Below are 19429 nucleotides of genomic sequence, written 5' to 3'. Positions count from 1 at the left end.
TCTTCTTGTCTTCTTGCGGCGGTTCAATCGGTGGTGTCATCGGCTGCGATCAGCTCTGCCATGGCGGAGAGGCCGAGCAGGTAGCCCTTCACGCCGAGCCCGGCGATCACCCCGGTGGCGGCCTTCGACATGAAGGACTGGTGCCGGAACGGCTCGCGCTTCCAGATGTTGCTCATGTGGCATTCGATGATCGGCCCGTCGAAGGCCAGCAGCGCGTCGAGCAGCGCGATCGAGGTATAGGAGAACCCGGCCGCATTGATCAGCAGACCGTCGCAGCTTTGGCGTGCCTCCTGCACCCAGTCGATCAGCACGCCCTCATGGTTGGACTGGCGGAACTCCAGCCTGACGCCCAGCTCCTCGGCGCGCGCCGTGCAGGCGGCCTCGATCTGGGGAAAGCTGTCGGTGCCGTAGGTGCCGCTCGGGTCGAGGCCGTAGAGGTTGGCATTGGGACCGTTGAGAAACATGACGCTCTTCATGTGGATCGTCCTTTCGTGTCTTGCGGTGGCGCGGCGCGGCTCAGAGTGCGCCGGCGGCCATCTGGCCCTCGATGAAGGCGGCTTGGCGCATGGCGAGCGCCACGATGGTGAGCGTCGGATTCACCGCGCCGCCGGTGGCGAAGTTGCTGCCATCCGCGATGAAGAGGTTGTCGACCTCGTGGGCGCGGCCGTTGCCGTCGAGCACGCCATCCTCGGCGCGGGCCGCCATGCGGTTGCTGCCGAGGTTGTGGGTGGCCGGGTAGGGCGGGGTCTCGATCGAGCGTTTCGCCCCGGCGGCGGCGTGGATGGCGCGCATGGTCTTGTAGCCGTGGTTGCGCATCAGCACGTCATTGGGGTGGTTGCTGTAATGGATGTTGGCGACCGGCACGCCGAACGCATCGCTGCGGTCGGTCAGGGTGATGCGGTTGTCGGCCTGGGGCATGTCCTCGCCGCTCATGAAGAGACCGGCGATATTGGCATATTGCTCGACCACCTGCGCGAAGTCCCGCCCCCACCAGCCCGGCTCGAGGAGGCCGGCCATGCTCGGAAGGCCCATCGAGTTCAGCTCGACATAGTACCCGCCGGCAAAGCCGCGCGACGGGTCATGCGTGGCGAACTCGTCGAGGTAACCGGCCATGATCTCGCCGCGATGCATGTAGACCGGCTTGTCGAAGACCGACCAGACCGTCTGCACCACGTGGCGCAGGTAGTGGCGACCGACATGGCCCCAGCCATTGGCCAGCCCGTTGGGGAAGCGCGCGCTGGTCGAGTGCAGCAGCAGGCGGCTGGTCTCGACGCAATTACCCGCCAGCACCACGGTGCGGGCCTTCTGGCGATGGGTGACGCCTTCGGAATCCACGTAGAGCACCGCCGAGGCGCGACCGGTCTCGTCATGCTCGACATAGACGGCGCGGCTTTCCGGGCGCAGATCGAGCTTGCCGGTGGCCAGAGCCTTCGGGATCTCCACGTTCTGCGTCGACCAGCGCGCGCCGACCTTGTCGCCGCAGATGGTGAACCCGTCCTGCTGGCTCGCGGGGCGGCCATCGTAGGGCACTGCGTTGATTGCGTGGCGGCCGGTGGAGACGCTGTCGTAGCCGAGCGCCTTGGCCCCGGCATACATGACCTTGAAGTTGTTGTTGGGCGGCAGCGGGGGCAGGCCGTTGGTGCGGGTCACGCCCATCTTCTTCTCGGCCTTGTCGTACCAGGGCTCAAGCTCTTCGAGGGTGATCGGCCAGTCGATCAGCGTGGTGCCGGGAATGTCGCCGAAGACGCTGCGGGCGCGCATCTCGTCTTCGGTCAGGCGGTAGCAGCAGCCCGACCAGTGCAGCGTGGTTCCCCCCACGCCCTTGCAGTGCCAGACCGGAACATCGGGGTGATCCTTGGCCACGCGCCACGAGCCCGAGGCATCGCGCTTGTCGAGCCACGAGAGCATGTCGTAGGCGGCCATCTCGTCATTCACGAAATCGTCGGCTGTCATATGACGTCCGGCTTCGAGCAGCACCACCGAGATGTCGCGGCGGGCGAGCTCGTGGGCGATCGTGCCGCCACCGGCGCCGGAGCCGACAACCACCGTTACCGTGTCGTCATCGAGGGAAAATTGGGTCATGGATCTGTTCCGTTGCGGGTCGTATCAGGGGAGGGGCAGGGCCGGTCTCAGACGCCTTCGGGCGGTTCGGGCAGCCAGTCGAGATCGTTGAACCCGCGGTTCACGAACCCGCCATGCTGAACCGAGGCGCCCTCGTAGCCGAAGGCCTGCCAGACCTCGAGATCGTCATAGAGGAAGAGCACCACCGTCCGCTGGGCCATGCTGAAGGCGGCGCTGCCCTCGATGTCCTTCAGGATCTCCACGCGGAATGCCTCGGAGAGCTCGACGAAGGGCAGCGGCATGGCGCCGTCGATGCGCTGCACCAGCTCTGCCAGCAGCGCGGCCTTCTCGGGGTTGGCTTGCGCCACGTCGTCGAGCTTGGCCACGGTGCGGCGATAGGGGCCGTCTCCGAGCCCGTCATGCGGGCAGATGGTGCGGGCGAAGGCGATGAGCGCGTTCGCGGCGGGGGCGTCGAACGCCTTGAGCATCTCGGTCCAGCTCTCGTCCCCGGGCAGGACGCGGTCGGATGGCAGTTTCGGGTCGCGGTAGGCGGTGGGGTGGTGCGGCATGGTTGGTCTCGCTTGATCGCAGATGAGAGGAAGGAAGGGCCGGGGTCAGCCCTTCACGGCGCCCATGGTGAGGCCGCGCACGATGTGACGCTGCAGCACGAAGACAACGGCGAGCACCGGCACGAGGGAGATCATCCCGACCACGGCCATCTCGCCCCAGCGCACGCCCTGGGCGGTGATCAGCTTGGGGATCGAGACCGGCAGGGTCTCGACGGTGCGGCCGCCCAGCATGAAGGCGAAGAGGAACTCGTTCCACGCGAAAATGAAACACAGAACGGCGGTGGCCACGATGCCGTTGCGCAGCAGTGGGAAGACCACGCGGCGCAAAATCTGGAGACGGCTCCAGCCCTCGAGCGCGGCGGCTTCCTCCAGCTCAACGGGCAGGTCGCGGCAGAAGCTGCGCAGCACCCAGATGTAGAAGGAGAGGTTGAAGGTCATGTAGGCCAGCGTCAGCCCGAGGAAGGAGTCGAGCAGGCCGATCTGCGAGTAGATCAGGTAGAACGGGATCACGAGACAGACCGGCGGTGCCATCCGCGAGGCGAGGATGAAGAGAAAGAGGTCATCCTTGGCCTTCATTTCGAACCGCGCGAAGGCATAGGCCGCGGGCGTGCCGATCAGGACGATCAGGCCCGTCGAGAGGGTGCAGAGCAGGAAGGAGGTGAAGAGGTTCCAGTGGAAACCGGCCTCGATCACGTAGGCGAAGTGATCGAGCGTGGGGGTGAAGAACCACTCCGTCGGACGCGCGAACATGGTTTCGTTCGGCTTGAACATCATGGTGCCCATCCAGAAGATCGGGAAGAGCACGACGACCGCGTAGAGCACGGTGATGCCGGTCCAGAAGAGGGTGGAGCGGGAGGAGCTGTCGCTGGTTTGCATGGGCTGTCTCAGAAGGCGTTCAGGCGCTTCTTGGCGACCTGGTAGAAGATGTTGCAGAAGATGAAGAAGGCGATCCAGACGATCACCGCGAGCGCCGAGGCCTCGCCGATGTTCCAGAACTCGAAGGTCATCTTGTTGGCGAGGATGCTGGGCGTCTCGGTCGAGGTGCCGGGGCCGCCATTGGTGAGGATGTACATCGTGTCGAAGACCTTGAAGGCGTCGATGAAGCGCAGGAGGCCGATCACCGCGAGCAGCGGCGTCATCATCGGAAGCGTCAGGCGGAAGAAGATCCGCAGCGGGCCCGCGCCGTCGATCGCCGCGGCCCGGAAGGGTGCCACGGGCAGGGCCTGGAGACCGGCGAAGAAGGCCAGCATCATGAACGGGGTCCATTGCCAGATGTCGACGAAGATCAGCGCGTAGAGCGCATAGTCGGGGGAGGCGAATATCGAGGTGTCGGGGAACATGCCGAAGCGCTCGAACACGTTGTATGAGATGAAGCCCCAGGACCCGGCCAGCATGATCTTCCACAGCAGGCCCACCACCACCGGGGCCATCATCGCCGGCATGAAGAGCAGCGGGATCAGGATCGACCGGCCCTTCACGTTCTGGCCGAGGATCAGCGCGCCGGCGAGGCCAAGCATGAACTCGATCGGCACCGCTATGAACACGAAGGTGGCGGCCACGCTCACCGAGTTCCAGAAGCGTTCGTCGGCCAGCAGCGACGCGTAGTTGGCGAAACCCGCAAACTCGGTGACCCGGCCGAAGCGGGCCTCGTGGAAGCTGAGGTAGATGGCGTAGAGGAACGGGATCAGCGCCACCACGACGAGGGTGATCATCGACGGCGCGATCAGCAGGTAGGGGTACAGGGCCTCGCGCTTGTCGCGCGCCCGTGTCGTCTGGAGAGGCGGATCGGTTTCGGTGATGCTGGTCATCTTGTCGCTTTCTTGTTTGGGCGGCGGCAGGGCCGCCCGCAGAACGGGGAGCCAGCCGGCGGCTGCCGGCTGGCTCCGGGCTCATGCCCGGATCACTGCATCAGGCACTGGGTGCAGATTTCGAGCATCGCGGCCTGGCCCTGGGCCGCACCCTCTTCCGGGGTCAGGCGGCCGAGGCCGACTTCCTGCGCGATGCCCGACATGGCATCCATGATCTCGAAGCTGTCGGGCATTTTCGGCTTGGCTTCGGCCACGTCGAGGGTCGAGCGCATGGCCGCGTAGAGCGATGTCATCTCGCTGTCGGCGATGGCCGGAAGCTCCCACGAGCTCTGGCGGATCGGCACGCCGCCGTTTCCAGCCTCGATCAGCGCAGCCTGAGCCTCTTCGGAGGCGAGCCACTGCAGGAAGAGGAAGGTGGCTTCCGGGTTTTCCGACGCCTCGGAGATCACGACAACCGAGACATCCGCCTCGACCGAACGTTCCTCTTCGCGGCCGTCCTTGAAGGGGATCGGGCCGTAGACGAAATCGCCGGCGTAGGGCGAGGCGCCCGGCACGTCGACGCCGAACACGAAATCCGACCAGGCGAGGGTCTGGGCCGCAAGGCCGTTGCCCATGACGGTGGGCACGTCGACCAGCGAGTACTCGGCGATGCCCGGAGGCGCGAAGGACCACAGCTCGGCCCACATGGTCAGGGCTTCCACGGTCTCCGGGCTGTCGAAGGCGGGTGCGCCATTCTCGTCGAGCAGCCGGCCGCCGTAGTTCTTGATCAGCGCGCTCCACAGGGTGGGGAAGGTCGAGCCGCCCTTGATGCCTTCGAGCACGATGCCGTAGAAATCGGCCTCGAGCGTCTCGCCGGCCAGCGTCTCCCCGGCGTCACGGGTGAAGAACTCGGCGATGTCGCGCATTTGCGTGATGGTTTCCGCCGGGCCGAGATCGTAGCCGTATTTCTCGTTGAACGCGGCCTGTTCCTCGGGATGCGCGAAGAGATCGGCGCGCGCCCAGTAGACCTCGTTGTAGTTCCAGTTGTTGAAGCCATACTGCTTGCCACCGGTGAAGGAGGTGGTGGTGTAGGGCCGCTGGATCAGGTCATCGGCGTTGAAATCGGGGTCCGACAGGGCCGGGTCGGCCACGTAGTCGTCGATCGAGCGGATCACGCCGGCGGTCAGCATCGGCGCGAGCTGGTAGTTGTGCATCATCACGCCGTCGTAGAAGCCGCGGCCGGAGAGCATGTCGGCCTGGCCGCGGTTGATCACCTCGGCATGGCCGAGCAGTTCGAGCTCCACGGTGATGCCGGTCAGCTCCTCGAATTGCGGGATGATGTCGAACACCTTCTCCTGCAGCGGGGTCACCTCGTCGAGGATGCGGATGGTGGTGCCGGCATAGGGCTCGGCCGCCTTGGTGTAGAAGCTTTCCTGCGCCCATGCCGGGACGGAGAGAAAGGTCGAGCCGGCGAGCAGGGCTGCCGTAACCTTGGTGGACTGTTTCACTTGAGGGGTCCTTTCTGTTGGATGGAATGGCCGTGGCAGGCCTTTTTTCACTTCAGGAAGCCGAGGTTTCTTTCGTCCTCGTGATCGAACAGGAGCGCAGCTTCCTGCCGGATCTTCAGCCGGACGGGCCGGCCGATCCCTTCGCCGATGCCGCCGCCCAGCTCGGCAGCCCAGGGCATCGAGCCCTTCGCCTTCACGATCTGGCCGCCCTTGAGCTGGACGGTGACGATGGCGTGCTTGCCGAAGGGTTCGTTGGCATAGATCTCGCCATGGGCCTCGGCCATGTCGGCGTGGGCTGCGAGATCGAGCGCGTCGGGGCGGATGCCGAGCACCACCCGGTCGCCCGTGGCCCGGGCCGCTAGGGCGGACAGCCGATCATCGAGAGCGAGCGACATGCCGGGCATTCCCAGTGTCGGCGTCGCGGCGGCGGCGTCCCGCCGCAGCGGGATCAGGTTCATCGCCGGGTCACCCAGCAGGCGGGCCACGGCCATGTTGGCCGGCCTCTGCCAGACCTCCTCGGGCGTGCCCACCTGCTCGATGCGCCCGTGCGAAAGCACCGCCACGCGGTCGCCCACCGAGAGCGCCTCGACCCCGTCCGGCGTGATCCAGAGCGACGGCGAGGCCCGGCGCGAGATCCGCTGGCGCAGCTCGCCTCGCAGCTTGTGGCGCAGCTTGGCATCGAGATGCGAGATCGGCTCGTCGAGGATCAGCAGCGCGCCCTCGCGTACCAGTGCCCGTGCAAGTGCCACGCGCTGTTTCTGGCCGCCCGACAGCTCGGCGGGAAGCCGGTGCCCCAGATGCGCGATCTCGAGCAGCTCCAGCACGGCTTCGGTGGTGGCACGGTTGGTCGCGTCGCGTGCCTTGTCGCGCTTGCGCCCGCTGCGGACATGGGCCGCCACCAGCGGCGACATGGTGTTTTCGACCACGCTCAGATGCGGGTAGAGCGCGTAGGATTCAAACATCAGCTGCACGTCGCGCTGGCCCGGGGTCAGCGGCAGAGCATCGCGCCCGCCGAACGCGAGCGTGCCGCTATCCGGGCGTTCGAGCCCGGCGAGGATGCGCGCGAGCGTGGTCTTGCCCGCCCCCGAGGGGCCGGTGAGGGCCAGCACTTCGCCGGGCCGGAGGTCGAGGCTCACCTGAGAGAGGACCTCGTGTTCGAAGCTCTTGGTGAGGTTGCGGGCGCAGACGCCGCCGGAGAGCGCCGCGTCGATGGTCTTGGGCTGCATGGTCACGCTGCGTCCTCCAGGTTGAGGCCGCTCTCGGCGTCGAAGATGAGAACGGACCCGGTAGGGATCAGGGGCCGCACGCAATCGCCCGCCCGGAAGCCGGAAGGGCCGGGGATCTCGGCCACGAGGATGTCGCCGTCGCCGGCCTCGGCATGGAAGCGCATGGTGAGCACGTCGACATCGCCGCGCGGCTCGCGATAGCTGATCTCTGCGGTGCCGACGCCGGGCGTCGCCGGCGCGAGGGAGATGTGCTCGGGCCGGATGCCCATGATCAGCGAGCTGGCTCCGGCCGGCAGCGCGCGGCCGCCAAGGCCCACCTGCCAGCCCGCGCCATTGACCGCATCGCCCGTGTGCTCGCGCACCGGCAGCAGGTTCATCGGCGGCTCGCCGATGAACCTCGCCACGAACAGGTTCACCGGGCGCTCGTAGAGGTCCTGCGGCTGGCCCACCTGCTGAAGCACGCCGTGGTTCATCACCGCGATCCGGTCGGCCATGGCGATTGCCTCGGTCTGGTCGTGGGTGACGAGGATCGAGGTGATGCCGCGCAGCTTCTGCAGGCGCTTGATCTCTGTGCGCAGCTGGATCTTCTGGTCGGCATCGAGATGCGAGAGCGGCTCGTCGAACAGGATCATGTTGGGGTCGCGCACCAGCGCCCGGCCGATGGCGACGCGCTGCATCGCGCCGCCAGACATGCCGCGCACCGGGTTCTCGGCCTGCGCTTCGAGACCGAGCAGCGCCAGCACTTCGCCGATACGCTTCTGGCCGGCGGCGTCATGGGTGCCGCGCGCGCGGAGGGGAAAGGCGATGTTCTCGCGGATGCTGAGATGCGGGTAGAGCCCGTAATCCTCGAACACCATCGCGATGTTGCGCTTGCCGGGGGAGAGCCGCGACACCGGGCGGTCGCCGAAATAGATCTCACCGTCCGAGATGCTCTCGATGCCCGCGGCCATCTTCAGAGTGGTGCTCTTGCCGCAGCCCGAGGGGCCGAGCAAAGCCAGCATCTCGCCTTCGGCACAGCTCAGGTTGAGATCCGAAACGGCCTCGAACGTGCCATAGGATTTCGATACTGATCGGAACTCGATTGTTGCCAAGGGGCGTCTCCTGGGTGTTGCCTGCCGCGGGCAGGCGGCAGGGTTATGTCTATTGGTCGCGTGCCGAGAGGGAGCGCGCGTTCTGTCCATTCCATGCTGATGGAAACGGTGCTGTGAGGCCCTTGGGGGAGATGGGACCGGCACCGGGATCTGATATGAAAAGATCTGGCGCGGTTGCTGTCTCGATGTCAAACCTGTGCTGCGTACAAAAATCCTTAGTGCTGGGAATGGTCAGGCTTCGCTGGAATTTGGGTGGCGTTTGAGCTCTTCCGATTTGGATGAAAGTACAGATAAAACAATGTCTTGAAGTTTGATCTTGTGGCGCCTGAAATCATGCAGCTGCAGGGGCGGCGGCTGCGGTCTACCGGCCGGACATTGCACGTGCCGCAGAAATGGGCAGTTGCGCGGGGGCGCTCGCCCATAGGTAAGCGGAAGCGATGGGGCGCCCCGTGCGGGCCGTTGCACAGGGCGTCGCATCCGTCCCTTTTTCGGAGTTCTGCGGGGCGTCCGAGAGGGCGCGGCCGCGAGCTATCCCGGGCGTCAGGAGGCCACAAAAAATCCCCGCGGGCGGGCTGGCCAGCGGGGACGAGTGGGGAAGACTGGGCGGGGCGCCGAAGAAGGTGGCGCGCCGCCCGGGAGCGTTGGGGAGCGTCTCAGACCTCGGACGGGGCAGGGGTCTTGGCCATCGCGGGGGCGCCGCTCTTTCGGTAGGCATCGTAATTGCGCTGCACGCCGATATGGGTGGCGATGTATTTCGCGTCGTACCAGCAGCCGTAGATGAACGACGACGCCCGGTTGGTCAGCTCCGGCAGGCCCAGGAAGTAGATGCCGTTCTGCGCCGAGATGCCCCGCTTGTGGAAGGGCAGGCCCTGCTCGGTGAAGGCGGTGTCGATCTCGAGCCAGCTGAAATCGAACTTGAAGCCGGTGGCCCAGATGATCGTGCCGATGCCGGCTTCCTGCATGTCGATCTCGCGGATCGGCTCGGCGATGCAGGCCGGATCGGGGAGGATCTCCCACGCTTCGGGCTCGGGCGGCAGGTCGATGCCGTTGGCCGCCAGATACTCGTCGGCCTCGCGAAGCACCTCGAGATAGGCGCGATCGCCCTCCTTGATGTTGGCGGCGAGATCGTCCGCGAAGGTGAGCTTGCCGTTCTCGTAGCTCTGGGTCAGGCCCAGTACGGTCACGCCGGCATGGCCGAGGCGACGAAAATCCATCGTCTTGCCGCCATCATAGCCGCTGACGGCGAAAGCCACGTGCTTCTTCTTGGAATCGATCTTGATCTCGTCCCACTTGCCGAGCACGCCCAACCACCAGACGTAGTCGCGGTCGCGGTAGGAGCGCGGAGGGCGGTAATGCTCGCCGATCGAAAGATAGACCTCGCGGCCCGCGTTCTGCAGCTCTTCGGCGATCTGCGAGCCGGAGGCGCCGCCGCCCACCACCAGCACCGCGCCGGGGGCGAGCTGATCGGGGTTCTTGTAGGACGAGGAGTGGATCTGCATCACTCCGGCTTCGGCCGGCACGATCTCGGGGAAGGAGGGCACCTGAAAGGGGCCGGTCGCGGCCACCACGCGCTGCGCCTCGATCTGGCCTTCGGAGGTCGTCACCAGGAAGCCCGGGCGCCCCTCGAGACGGGTGACACGCTTGACCTCCACGCCGGTGCGGATCGGCGCGTTGATCATCTTCGCGTAGTCGTCGAAATACTGTGCCATCCGTTCCTTCGGCGGGAAGGCCTCGGGCGAGATGCCCTCGAACTCGAGCCCGGGGAAGCGGTCATGCCAGGCGGGGCCGTTGGCGACCAGCGAGTCCCAGCGTTCAGAGCGCCAGCGCTCGGCGACGCGATTGCGTTCAAGGACGATATGGGGCACGCCCATGTTGCCCAGGTGCTCGCTCATCGCGATGCCGGATTGCCCGCCGCCAACAACCAGCGTGTCGGTCTTTTCAATTGTCATCGTCGTATCCTGTCTCAGATCATCACATCGCGGCGGGCGCGCGGCCCCTTGTGGGGCCACGGAGGCTCACCAGGTTCCGGTGTTTTCCATCGAGGCCCAGGGCTCTGCGGGAGTCAGGCTCTCGCCTTTCTGGATCAGCTCGAAGGAGATGCCGTCGGGCGACTTGAAGAAGGCCATGAACCCGTCGCGCGGGGGGCGGTTGATGGTGATGCCGGCATCCATCAGGCCCTGGCAGGTGGCGTAGATGTCTTCGACCTCGTAGGCCATGTGCCCGAAGTTGCGGCCTCCGGAATAGGTTTCCGGATCCCAATTCCAGGTGAGCTCGAGCGTGGGGGCCTCGGTTTCCTGCGCGGTCAGCATGTCGCCCTGCGCAGCCAGATAGACGAGCGTGTAGCGCCCGGCTTCGCTGACAAGGCGCTTGGTTTCGACGAGACCCATCTTGTCGCAGTAGAAGTCGAGCGAGGCGTCGAGGTCGCTCACGCGCACCATGGTATGAAGATATCGCATATTGGGATCACAGTTCCGGAGGTCGGGGAGGAGGGTATTTCCGGGGAAAGTAACGCATTCAGCCCCAGTCGAATGCAAATAGCTTTGCCCTAACCTATGCATTGCCAATTTCTTCGACGCGTCCGCACTGAGGAAAAAGCGTATTCTTCATCAACGGGTTGTGCTGCGGAGTTCTGGCAGGGGGAGGCAGCCCCGACAGGCGATGCATGGTCATCGGACAGGCTTCGCCAACTTCTGGCAGTTCTTGATTTCGCGGCGCAGGCCCTGGCAGGGCGCAGCTTCGCGAGAGCGCAGTCGGCCATTGTCCGTCCGAAGCGGGCATGGCCGCGTTCGAGGCCGCGGTACATGGTCTGCTCTCTCCTGCCGACGCGCCTAGCTCGGACGAAAGGCGTCTTCGATGTGCTTCCGGCGTCGCGGGGGATTGGCGTAGCCGGGATGCCGGGGCGGTCTGCGAACAATGGATGAAGCCCCGGGCCGTCCGGCGACCTGCGGCGCGCCGACCAACCGCCAGCGCCGCACCGATGTCGGCGCAGTCATAGCCGCGATCTGCCGCTGGAGTTCGGCGCGCTCGCACGGGGGGAGCAATGAAGCATTTCGAGCGCGGCTTTAAGCCGGGCGGTTCGGTCAGATTGGCCAGGGGCGGGCTGCACAATGGGCCTAGATTGTTTCACAAGCCGGTATGGCCGGCGCCTTCTCAACACCGTCAGACAATTTAAACGTCAAAGCGCTCCGGGTCGGACGAAGGTCCATAGCCCGGCGTCGGATCTCCGCCTATTCTGACACCCGGACACGGCAAGAGGGCGGGAATGAAGATTGGAGAGCGCTTGGCTTCGTGGTCGCTCGCGCGGCAGTTTGCCGTCGCCGGAGGCGGGGTCATGTTCGTCGCGACGCTCATCGTCGGCTTCTGGGTCGCCAGGATGATCGAGGAAAATGTGGTCCGAAACACCGCCAATGCCACGGCGCTCTACATGGAGAGCGTGCTTGCGCCGCTTAGCCAGGAGCTGTCGGATTCGGATCGCTTGTCCCAAGGCGCGACCCGCGCGCTGCACGAGATCTTCGACAATACGCCCTTGGGGGATCGTGTCGCGGCCTACAAGATCTGGAAACCGGACGGGCTCATCGCCGCGGCAAGCGATGCCGAGGAGATTGGCTTGCGCTTTGAACCGACACAAAGTCTGCGCGAGGCATGGGCGGGCGAGGTGCGCGCCGAGTTCGAAGACCTGTCGGACGAGGAGAATACCCGTCAGGCCGCGCTCGGGGTGCCGCTTCTCGAAATCTATTCTCCCGTGCGGGAGCTCTGGTCGGGGGACGTGATCGCGGTCGTCGAGTTCTACGAGGTCAGCCATGAACTCGCCGCCGACCTCGTTCACGCAAGACGCATGAGCTGGCTTGCCGTCGCGGGCGTGCTGGCGGCGATTGGCGGGTTGCTCTACGCCATCGTCCTGCGGGGCAGTCGGACGATTGATCGGCAAAAGGCCGAGCTCTCACGCCGCCTGGCCGATCTCGGAGAGCTTTCGGAGCGGAATACCGCGCTCAGGATCCGGGTTCAGGGGGCCGCCGCGCGGGTCTCGGCGATGAATGACCGTGCATTGCGCCGCATCGGGGCAGACCTGCATGATGGCCCGGCACAGCATCTCGGGTTCGCGGCGCTTCGCCTCGACCTCCTTGCCGACGACAGCGCGCCGACGGAGCGACGGCGCGAGGTCGGAGATATCGCACAGGCTGTGCAGGAGGCGCTGCGCGACATCCGCCAGATCTCGCGAGGTCTTTCACTTCCCGACATCGAGAGAAGGGATCCCTGCGAAATCGCCATGCAGGTCATCCACGCCCATGAGGCGCGTTCAGAAACCAAGGTCGGTTTCCATTGCGACTGCACAGGTGTCGCCAGTGGAGATCTGTCTCCTGCCACCAAGATCTGCATCTATCGCTTCGTGCAAGAGGGGCTGAACAACGCTTGGCAGCATGGTGGCGGCATCGCTCAGTCGGTCGAATTGTCTTTGGAAGACGGCTGTCTGCATCTGTCGGTCACGGATGCAGGAGCGGGCTTGGGCGGGTCGACGCCCGGCCTTGGTCTTTCCGGTCTTCGTGACCGGGTCGAGAGTCTTGGCGGCAGGTTCCGGCTCGGCTCACGGCCCGGGGGAGGGGCTGAGCTTACGATGGAGCTGGACGTGGGAGGAAACTGAACATGACGATCCGGATCGTGGTCGCCGATGACCATCCTATCTTCAGGGAAGGGCTTGCACGCAGCCTCTCCGACAGCAAAGCGGTTGCCGTCGTCGGGCAGGCCGCCGATGCGCCGGGTGCGATCGAGCTGGTGCTACGCACGAAACCAGACGTCGTCCTTCTCGACATATCCATGCCCGGCGGCGGATTGACCGCTCTGCGCGAGATCGCGTCGCAGATGCCGGAGACCGTCGTGGCGATGCTGACTGTCTCCGAAGAAGACACGGATATCGTCGAGGCCCTGAAAGCGGGGGCGAAGGGATACATCTTGAAAGGGATCGGGGCGCGTGAGTTGCTTGACGTCGTGACGGACCTCGCGGCCGGTCGAAGCTATCTGTCCCCGTCTCTGGCGATGAAGGTGCTCGAAGCCATGCGCGCTCCGGCCGAGGTGCCAAAAGAGAGCCCGCTCGACACGCTCACCCCGCGCGAGGAAGATATCCTGCGCCTCGTTTCAGAGGGGCTAAGCAACAAGGAGGTCGCCCGACGGCTCGATTTGCAGGAAAAGACCGTGAAGCACTACATGACGTCCATCCTTCAGAAGCTGCACGCACGCAATCGCGTCGAAGCTGCGCTGATCGCCCGCGATCACTGGCGGGGCTGATCACACAAGCCAACACGCCCGCCCTTCCGGGCGGACGTGTGATCGCTGCGAGGATTGTTCAACGCATGAAGTCGGTGAGGCGCTTTCGGTCTGCGGCAGTGGCGGGCCGCTCTATGACGGTTCGGTTGTCCGGGTCCTTCAGTTCGTATCGTCCCTGTTCGATCTCCTCCTTCCAGCCGCGGCTGTAGACCACCTCGAGGCTCTCGCCTGACCTTTCCGCCTTGATGACGCGTCCGACCGCGATCTTCTGTCGTCCTGGCTCTCGCTCGGAGGTCCTTGCCGGACGTCTTGAAGCGCCGGCAGCAGGTGCCGATTGCGGCGACAGGCCCAACGCCGTGTAGTCCGATGCGCGAGCGGGGCGTTCCTCGATCGTGCGCCCGGCCGCGTTCTTGCGCTCGAAGCGGCCGTTTTCGATCTCGATACGTCCACCGTCAGAGGTCCTCACTTCGATCCCGTCTGAGCCGTCATGCGCGTCGCGGCTGCGCCTGCCGTCTCTGGAAGAGCGCCCGCTGTCGTCATCGCCGCGGGAGCGATCTTCGCGATCCTCGTGTTCGCCGCCGCGATCATCGGGGTCGTCTCGATCATCATCGCGGTCGTCTCGATCATCATCGCGATCACGATCATGATCGTCATCATCGCGATCGTCCCGGTCGCCATCGCGATCATCGTCCCGGTCGTCGCTGCGATCATCGTCCTTGGCGAACGCTTTCGGCGTGGTCAGAAATCCTTCTTCGAAGGGCACGATCTCGACGGGTGCTGCCGCGATCGTCGCGCCCAACGCCGCAAGAATTGCAAGCCTGCTGATCGATGTGGTGATGCTCATGTCTCGTCTCCCGATGCTCCGGAACCGCCATGGTCCCTCTGCTGAAGACGATCTCAGGAACGGGATATTTGCGCGAGCCAGGCCGGACCTCCGCCGTGATCCCTTGGACCTTTGCGACCTGCATGCTCAGACCAAAGACCGGCCACACCGGCAACCGTGATGGATCAAAGTCCGACGGCTTGGCGCGACCCCGCTCTCGGACATTAGAACGCGAGGTTTCGCGGGGCACGAGGGCCGCCTCGGCGTTCTCTGAAGTTATGCGGCGGCACGGGTATCTGGCAGACGGCCTTCCTGCTCGCCCAATGGCCCAAGACGCTTTTTCCGACTGCACCTGCGTGCCGCTTGCGTTTCTCCCGCGTTTCAAAAGTGCTGGCGACGTCGGGCGTGGCAAAGTCATGATGCGGGTGCGGACCATTGGCCTTCCAACCCGGATCAGCTGCGGGGTCTGACGCGGACTATCTCCGACTTCACGAAGCTGAGCGGGAAGAGGGGGTGCTCCGACACGGTCAAGGCTTCAAGCGCATGCAAGGACCGTCTTGCGAAACAAATGATCGACCGGAGAGACTGGTGTCCGGGGGTGGAAACGAACCACCGACACGAGAATTTTCAATCCATAAAGAGGTGTGAAAGCGTACCACTGCCCGGCGTTGCGTAGGCGTTGCTCCGACGGTGATGCGAAGGCACTGCCTTCCCCCAACTTGAAGTCAGTCTGCAATGGGGCCGCCTGTCGTCGCGCGACGCGTCTCGTCCAGCTTTATAGATAGCGCCCGACGGCTTGTGCGAGGAACCACCGGGTCGAGAGCTGCTATGGGTCGCTGCTGCCAAGCTTGCCGGCGATGAAATCGCCGAAGGCGCGGACCAGCGGCGCTGGGCAGACCGAGGCATAGGCCAGCGCCATGCCGATCTCGGGCAGGGGAGGCAGCCCGTGTTCGACGATCTCGAGATCGGGCGGCACCGCAGCCCGCGTCACCACGCTCACCGCAAGGCCCGAGCGGGCGATCGCCAGAAGCCCGGCAAGCCCGTTGCTGGCATGGGTGATGCGGAAGGGGCGGCCGCTGGCCTCCATCGCCGCCCGGGCCAACTGGTGGTCGAGGGTTTCGGCCGCCGATAGGGCCAGCGGCAGGACGCCGTCCTGCGGCAGCGGCTCCCGGGCCGCGCCCCCGATCCAGACCAGCGGCTCGTGCCTCAGCACGTCTGCGCCCGCCTCCGAGGCGGGATTCGAGACCAACGCCAGATCAATGCGTCGACGTTGCAGCATCGGGCGCAGTTCGACGGTCGTGGCGCAGATGATTTCGATCTCGACCGCTGGGTTCTCCTGCCCGAAGCGCCGTAGCAGGGGGGGGAAGAAGGCGCTGAGATAATCCTCAGGACAGCCGAACGAGATCGCGCCACGCAGCCCCTTGTCACGGAAGCCCGCCAGCGCATCGTCATGGGCGGCGAGGATCCTTTCGGCGCCTGCCATCAGGCGCTCTCCGGCCACGGTCGGCACAACGCCCGAGCCGGTGCGGTGTAACAGCGGCTCGCCCACCACGTCCTCGAGGCGCTTCATCTGCAGGCTGACGGCGGATTGCGTCCGCCCGACCCGGTCGGCGGCGGCGCGGATCGATCCGGCGCGTGAGACCTCCATGAAGCTGCGCAGGAGGTGGATGTCGAGAGCGGGTTGAGACATGAGGAAAACTCGATTCGGGTGCGAGTATTATGAATTTTGCAAATGCTCGGGCCAAGGCTAGGATCCGCTAGACAGCAACCCGCCCGACAGCAGCGAGGATGACAGCGGATGCAGATGACAGGCGACACTCCGAAAGCCGCGGGCGGCGACGCCATGCAGGGCAAGATCGAGCGGCACGTAATGCGCTATGGCCCGGTATTCGAGCCGCGCCTGATCGACCGGGCCGAGGGCAGCTACGTCTACGACAGCGCCGGCGCGCCGATCCTGGATTTCACTTCCGGCCAGATGAGCGCGCTTCTGGGCCATTCGCACCCCGACATCGTGCGCACCGTGCGCGAGCAGATCGGGCGGCTTGATCACCTTTTCAGCGGCATGCTCTCGCAGCCGGTCGTCGATCTCTGCGCCAGGCTCGGGAGCCTGGTGCCGGGGCTCGAGAAGGTGCTGTTGCTCTCGACCGGGGGCGAGTCGAACGAGGCGGCGATCAGGCTCGCCAAGACGGTCACCGGCCGGCATGAGATCGTGGCCTTCTCGAAGAGCTGGCACGGTATGACCGGGGCCGCGGCCGCGGCGACCTACAGCTCGGCGCGCAGGGGCCACGGGCCGGTGTCGGTCGGCAATTTCGCCATTCCCGCACCGCATGCCTACCGGCCGCGCTTCACGCATGCGGATGGCAGCCTCGACTGGCAGACCGAGCTCGACGACGCCTTCGCTCAGGTCGACAGTCAGTCCACCGGCAGCCTCGCCGCCTTCATCGCCGAACCGATCCTGTCCTCCGGCGGCATCATCGAGCTGCCGGAGGGCTACATCGCCGCGCTGAAGAGGAAATGCGAAGAGCGCGGCATGCTGCTCATCCTCGACGAAGCCCAGACCGGCGTTGGGCGGACCGGCGATCTCTTCGCCTTCCAGCGCGACGGCGTGACACCGGACATCCTGACGCTGTCCAAGACTCTCGGGGCGGGGCTGCCGCTCTCCGCCGTGCTGACCAGCGCCGAGATCGAGGAGCAAGCTCATGCCAAGGGCTTCATGTTCCTCACCACCCACGTCTCCGATCCGCTTCCCGCCGCGGTGGGGCTCACGGTGCTCGACGTGCTCGAGCGCGACGGGCTGACGGCACGCGCGCGTGTCGCTGGGGCGCGGCTGCGCCAGGGGCTGGAGGGGCTGATGCAGCGCTTCGACTGCGTTGGCGACGTGCGCGGGCGCGGTCTGCTGCTGGGCATCGAGATCGTCACCGACCGGGCCAGCAAGACGCCGGATCTCGACCGCGGCGACCGCATCGCCGCCGAAGCGATGAAGCTGGGGCTCAGCATGAATATCGTGAAGATCCCGGCCATGGGCGCGGTGTTCCGCATCGCCCCGCCTCTGACCAGCAGCGACGAAGAGATCGACCTGGGGCTTTCGATCATGGCCGAGGCGCTAGCGGCTTCGGCTTAGTTCGTTCCCTCAACCGGAGTGGCTCATGACGGAGGATGTGGGAGGCTGATCCCACAGTGATTACGCCGCGAGAAAATCGTGCTCGAGAGCTTCGCGAACATCGAGACATCCCCCTCAGCGTTCTCGAAGAGGGGGCCGTAGACGTCTATTGTTATAGTGATCGACGAGTCGCCGAGACGCGTCTGGACCTTCATGGGATTCCAGTCCTGCTCGATGAAGAGCGACGCAGCGGCATGTCGCAGCGCATGCAGTCCCAGCTTCGGCTTGCCCGCGTCGTTGACGGTATTTGACCTGCTCTCACGAAGTGTCAGCGGTTTGAAATTCGCTTGAGTTGCGCGGCCCGCCAACAAGCCCTGCCGAACGGGATTGCGCCCTAGACAAGCTTCGCCTGTCGCAGGTCTCGCAGCACCCCTGGTGCGACCGAGCGCACCGGGTAATCCGGATCGGTCAAGTGTTCCGGGGTGAAGCCGTGCTCCAACTCCGAAAGGGTCATCAGGGCGTCACGGCATCCGTCGAGGTCACCTTTCATGAAGCGCAAGGCAGCCAGGAACCGCAGCGGCGGCAGGAATCCCGGCGATAGGTCGCAGGCGGTTTCCGCGTGGCGCAGGGCCAGCTCCGTGTCGCCCTGCTGCAGGGCGGTCGTGCAGCAAAGGCTTGCCCACCAGGCCGGATTGGAAAAGCCCAGTGCGAGCTGCTGGGCGTAGAGCGCCCGCTTGTAGGCGGCCTCCGCATTGCCCACGCGGGCCTCGGCCTTGGCAAGTGCCGCGACAGCGATCGGATCGAAAGGATCGAGCCGCACGGCGTGGCGAGCGAGGTCGTATGCAAGCTCTGGCTTGCGGTCGAAATCCGCCAGTTCAGCTCGAATCGCGAAAGCCTCCGAGAGCGTGGGGTCGAGCTCGATCGCGCGGCGGCTCAGGCTGCGCGCAGTCTCAAGCGCCGTTTGCGGGCAGTCCACGCGGCGTTCGATCACCATCCAACCAAGGTAGAGCGCCCGGCGCGCGGCGGAGAGGGCGGCCGCCTCTTCGAGCTCCACGGTGCCGAGCGTCTCGACGGCCTGCTGCAATTCGCTGCCCCGAAAGCTTCGGGGCATCAGCAGCGCCCGGGAATAGGCCGACGCCGCACATTCATCCTCCGTCGCATCCGGACCGGCATTGGCCAGTTCGTGAGCGATCCGTTCTGCCATGAGATTGGCGAATGGGTTCAGCGGATCCTGCGCCGAGAGCGCTTTCGGCAGGTCACGGTCATTGGTCCAGGCAAGCATCCCGCTGCGCAGATTGGAGAGCGAGACCTGCGCGAGGATGCGCCCGCGCAGCCGCGACAGCCTGAGATCGCAGCGCAGGCCTATGCCGCTCTCCGTCTCGCGGCGGATGTCGCTCCCGTCGATCCGGACGATTGCGCCCGCCGAGCGCTTGAGACGTGCCGCGATCTTCACCGCGAGCGAATGGGCGAGACCTTGGAGTGCGTCGTCGTCGCCCCCGTCCGGACACAGCCACACCATGCTGCGCAGGTCGCGGCGCGCACCCTCGCCACGGCTTGGGGGCGCCTCCAAGCGAGCGGCGCCCATCGCGCGCTGATCACGCAGCCATGCCTCGAATTCGGGGTCATCCACATCGAGACCCTCGGCAAAGGCCCGCCCGCAAGCACCGCCGCTCGTCAGGCAACGGACCTCGAAGGTCGCGGTGTCGAGGGCGATGTTGCCGTTGCGCGATGCAATACCGGTGCGATGCTCCCCCAAAGCCTTGCGAATGTCCCAGAGCACATAGCGCAAAGCCGCGGCAGCCTCGGGCCCGGGCTTGTCGCTCCAGAGCTTGTCCTGAATCCAGGTCCGGCTGCGCACATGACCTTCACTGGCGCCAAGCAGGGCCAGCAGGGCCCGCGAGCGTGTCAGCTTCGGCGTGAGATCTTCCCCCTTTGAGGACTGCAGCCTGACCGGGCCAGCGAGATCGAGGATGAGAGGCGGGGCAGTCATGGTCGGGATGTCCTT

General features: G+C 65.5%; 16 protein-coding genes. 3 read left to right on the top strand and 13 right to left on the bottom strand.

The features are described from left to right. Positions 1-23: 23 nt before the first annotated feature. The 10 genes from KUV62_RS13485 to KUV62_RS13440 all read right to left on the bottom strand — a co-directional run bounded on the left by KUV62_RS13485 (position 24) and on the right by KUV62_RS13440 (position 10698). Entirely contained in the window at positions 24-476 is a 453-nt protein-coding gene (locus tag KUV62_RS13485) for a type II 3-dehydroquinate dehydratase (RefSeq protein WP_222604225.1), read from the bottom strand. A gap of 40 nt (positions 477-516) precedes the next feature. Then, on the bottom strand, positions 517-2082 hold the full coding sequence (locus tag KUV62_RS13480) for a GMC family oxidoreductase (RefSeq protein ID WP_222604224.1): 1566 nt from the start codon (positions 2080-2082) through the stop codon (positions 517-519). 47 nt (positions 2083-2129) lie between these two features. After that, positions 2130-2630, bottom strand: coding sequence for a hypothetical protein (locus KUV62_RS13475; RefSeq protein WP_222604223.1), 501 nt, complete (start codon positions 2628-2630; stop codon positions 2130-2132). Positions 2631-2675: 45 nt separating this feature from the next. Continuing rightward, positions 2676-3506, bottom strand: a complete 831-nt coding sequence (locus KUV62_RS13470; protein ID WP_222604222.1) for a carbohydrate ABC transporter permease — start codon at positions 3504-3506, stop codon at positions 2676-2678. Positions 3507-3514: 8 nt separating this feature from the next. After that, positions 3515-4438 carry a carbohydrate ABC transporter permease gene (locus KUV62_RS13465; protein WP_222604221.1) on the bottom strand — a complete coding sequence of 308 codons (924 nt, stop codon included), beginning with the start codon at positions 4436-4438 and terminating at the stop codon, positions 3515-3517. 92 nt (positions 4439-4530) lie between these two features. Then, positions 4531-5925, bottom strand: coding sequence for an extracellular solute-binding protein (locus KUV62_RS13460; RefSeq protein ID WP_222604220.1), 1395 nt, complete (start codon positions 5923-5925; stop codon positions 4531-4533). Positions 5926-5972: 47 nt separating this feature from the next. Further along, a complete protein-coding gene (locus KUV62_RS13455) occupies positions 5973-7151 on the bottom strand; it encodes an ABC transporter ATP-binding protein (protein WP_261395662.1) in 1179 nt (392 codons plus the stop codon). 2 nt (positions 7152-7153) lie between these two features. After that, positions 7154-8242 carry an ABC transporter ATP-binding protein gene (locus tag KUV62_RS13450; RefSeq protein ID WP_222604218.1) on the bottom strand — a complete coding sequence of 363 codons (1089 nt, stop codon included), beginning with the start codon at positions 8240-8242 and terminating at the stop codon, positions 7154-7156. Positions 8243-8895: 653 nt separating this feature from the next. Then, a complete protein-coding gene (locus KUV62_RS13445) occupies positions 8896-10191 on the bottom strand; it encodes a flavin-containing monooxygenase (protein WP_222604217.1) in 1296 nt (431 codons plus the stop codon). A 66-nt stretch (positions 10192-10257) separates the two neighbouring features. Continuing rightward, positions 10258-10698 carry a VOC family protein gene (locus tag KUV62_RS13440; protein WP_222604216.1) on the bottom strand — a complete coding sequence of 147 codons (441 nt, stop codon included), beginning with the start codon at positions 10696-10698 and terminating at the stop codon, positions 10258-10260. A gap of 806 nt (positions 10699-11504) precedes the next feature. Here KUV62_RS13440 and KUV62_RS13435 point away from each other — a divergent pair. Continuing rightward, positions 11505-12881, top strand: coding sequence for a sensor histidine kinase (locus KUV62_RS13435; protein ID WP_222604215.1), 1377 nt, complete (start codon positions 11505-11507; stop codon positions 12879-12881). 2 nt (positions 12882-12883) lie between these two features. Continuing rightward, positions 12884-13522, top strand: coding sequence for a response regulator (locus KUV62_RS13430; protein ID WP_222604214.1), 639 nt, complete (start codon positions 12884-12886; stop codon positions 13520-13522). Positions 13523-13580: 58 nt separating this feature from the next. Here the strand turns inward: KUV62_RS13430 and KUV62_RS22700 are convergent, their stop codons facing one another. Next, a complete protein-coding gene (locus KUV62_RS22700) occupies positions 13581-14345 on the bottom strand; it encodes a hypothetical protein (RefSeq protein WP_261395631.1) in 765 nt (254 codons plus the stop codon). A gap of 805 nt (positions 14346-15150) precedes the next feature. Next, positions 15151-16014, bottom strand: coding sequence for a LysR family transcriptional regulator (locus KUV62_RS13420; protein ID WP_222604213.1), 864 nt, complete (start codon positions 16012-16014; stop codon positions 15151-15153). Positions 16015-16122: 108 nt separating this feature from the next. On the opposite strand from KUV62_RS13420, the gene KUV62_RS13415 reads away from it, so the two are divergent. Next, positions 16123-17445, top strand: coding sequence for an aspartate aminotransferase family protein (locus KUV62_RS13415; RefSeq protein WP_261395629.1), 1323 nt, complete (start codon positions 16123-16125; stop codon positions 17443-17445). A 373-nt stretch (positions 17446-17818) separates the two neighbouring features. Here the strand turns inward: KUV62_RS13415 and KUV62_RS13410 are convergent, their stop codons facing one another. Then, entirely contained in the window at positions 17819-19414 is a 1596-nt protein-coding gene (locus KUV62_RS13410) for a hypothetical protein (protein WP_222604212.1), read from the bottom strand. Positions 19415-19429 lie beyond the last annotated feature (15 nt).

The sequence above is a fragment of the Salipiger bermudensis genome, from assembly GCF_019801965.1.
In the GTDB taxonomy this organism is placed as follows: domain Bacteria; phylum Pseudomonadota; class Alphaproteobacteria; order Rhodobacterales; family Rhodobacteraceae; genus Salipiger; species Salipiger bermudensis_A.
The sequence above is the reverse complement of the archived record's forward strand: the minus strand, read 5'-3'. Positions and strand labels throughout refer to the sequence as shown.

Bases quoted from the DNA above. Each gene is read 5' to 3' on its own strand.
- KUV62_RS13485 (WP_222604225.1), bottom strand. From the start codon at position 476: ATGAAGAGCGTCATGTTTCTCAACGGTCCCAATGCCAACCTCTACGGC.
- KUV62_RS13480 (WP_222604224.1), bottom strand. From the start codon at position 2,082: ATGACCCAATTTTCCCTCGATGACGACACGGTAACGGTGGTTGTCGGC.
- KUV62_RS13475 (WP_222604223.1), bottom strand. From the start codon at position 2,630: ATGCCGCACCACCCCACCGCCTACCGCGACCCGAAACTGCCATCCGAC.
- KUV62_RS13470 (WP_222604222.1), bottom strand. From the start codon at position 3,506: ATGCAAACCAGCGACAGCTCCTCCCGCTCCACCCTCTTCTGGACCGGC.
- KUV62_RS13465 (WP_222604221.1), bottom strand. From the start codon at position 4,438: ATGACCAGCATCACCGAAACCGATCCGCCTCTCCAGACGACACGGGCG.
- KUV62_RS13455 (WP_261395662.1), bottom strand. From the start codon at position 7,151: ATGCAGCCCAAGACCATCGACGCGGCGCTCTCCGGCGGCGTCTGCGCC.
- KUV62_RS13445 (WP_222604217.1), bottom strand. From the start codon at position 10,191: ATGACAATTGAAAAGACCGACACGCTGGTTGTTGGCGGCGGGCAATCC.
- KUV62_RS13440 (WP_222604216.1), bottom strand. From the start codon at position 10,698: ATGCGATATCTTCATACCATGGTGCGCGTGAGCGACCTCGACGCCTCG.
- KUV62_RS13435 (WP_222604215.1), top strand. From the start codon at position 11,505: ATGAAGATTGGAGAGCGCTTGGCTTCGTGGTCGCTCGCGCGGCAGTTT.
- KUV62_RS13430 (WP_222604214.1), top strand. From the start codon at position 12,884: ATGACGATCCGGATCGTGGTCGCCGATGACCATCCTATCTTCAGGGAA.
- KUV62_RS22700 (WP_261395631.1), bottom strand. From the start codon at position 14,345: ATGAGCATCACCACATCGATCAGCAGGCTTGCAATTCTTGCGGCGTTG.
- KUV62_RS13420 (WP_222604213.1), bottom strand. From the start codon at position 16,014: ATGTCTCAACCCGCTCTCGACATCCACCTCCTGCGCAGCTTCATGGAG.
- KUV62_RS13415 (WP_261395629.1), top strand. From the start codon at position 16,123: ATGCAGATGACAGGCGACACTCCGAAAGCCGCGGGCGGCGACGCCATG.
- KUV62_RS13410 (WP_222604212.1), bottom strand. From the start codon at position 19,414: ATGACTGCCCCGCCTCTCATCCTCGATCTCGCTGGCCCGGTCAGGCTG.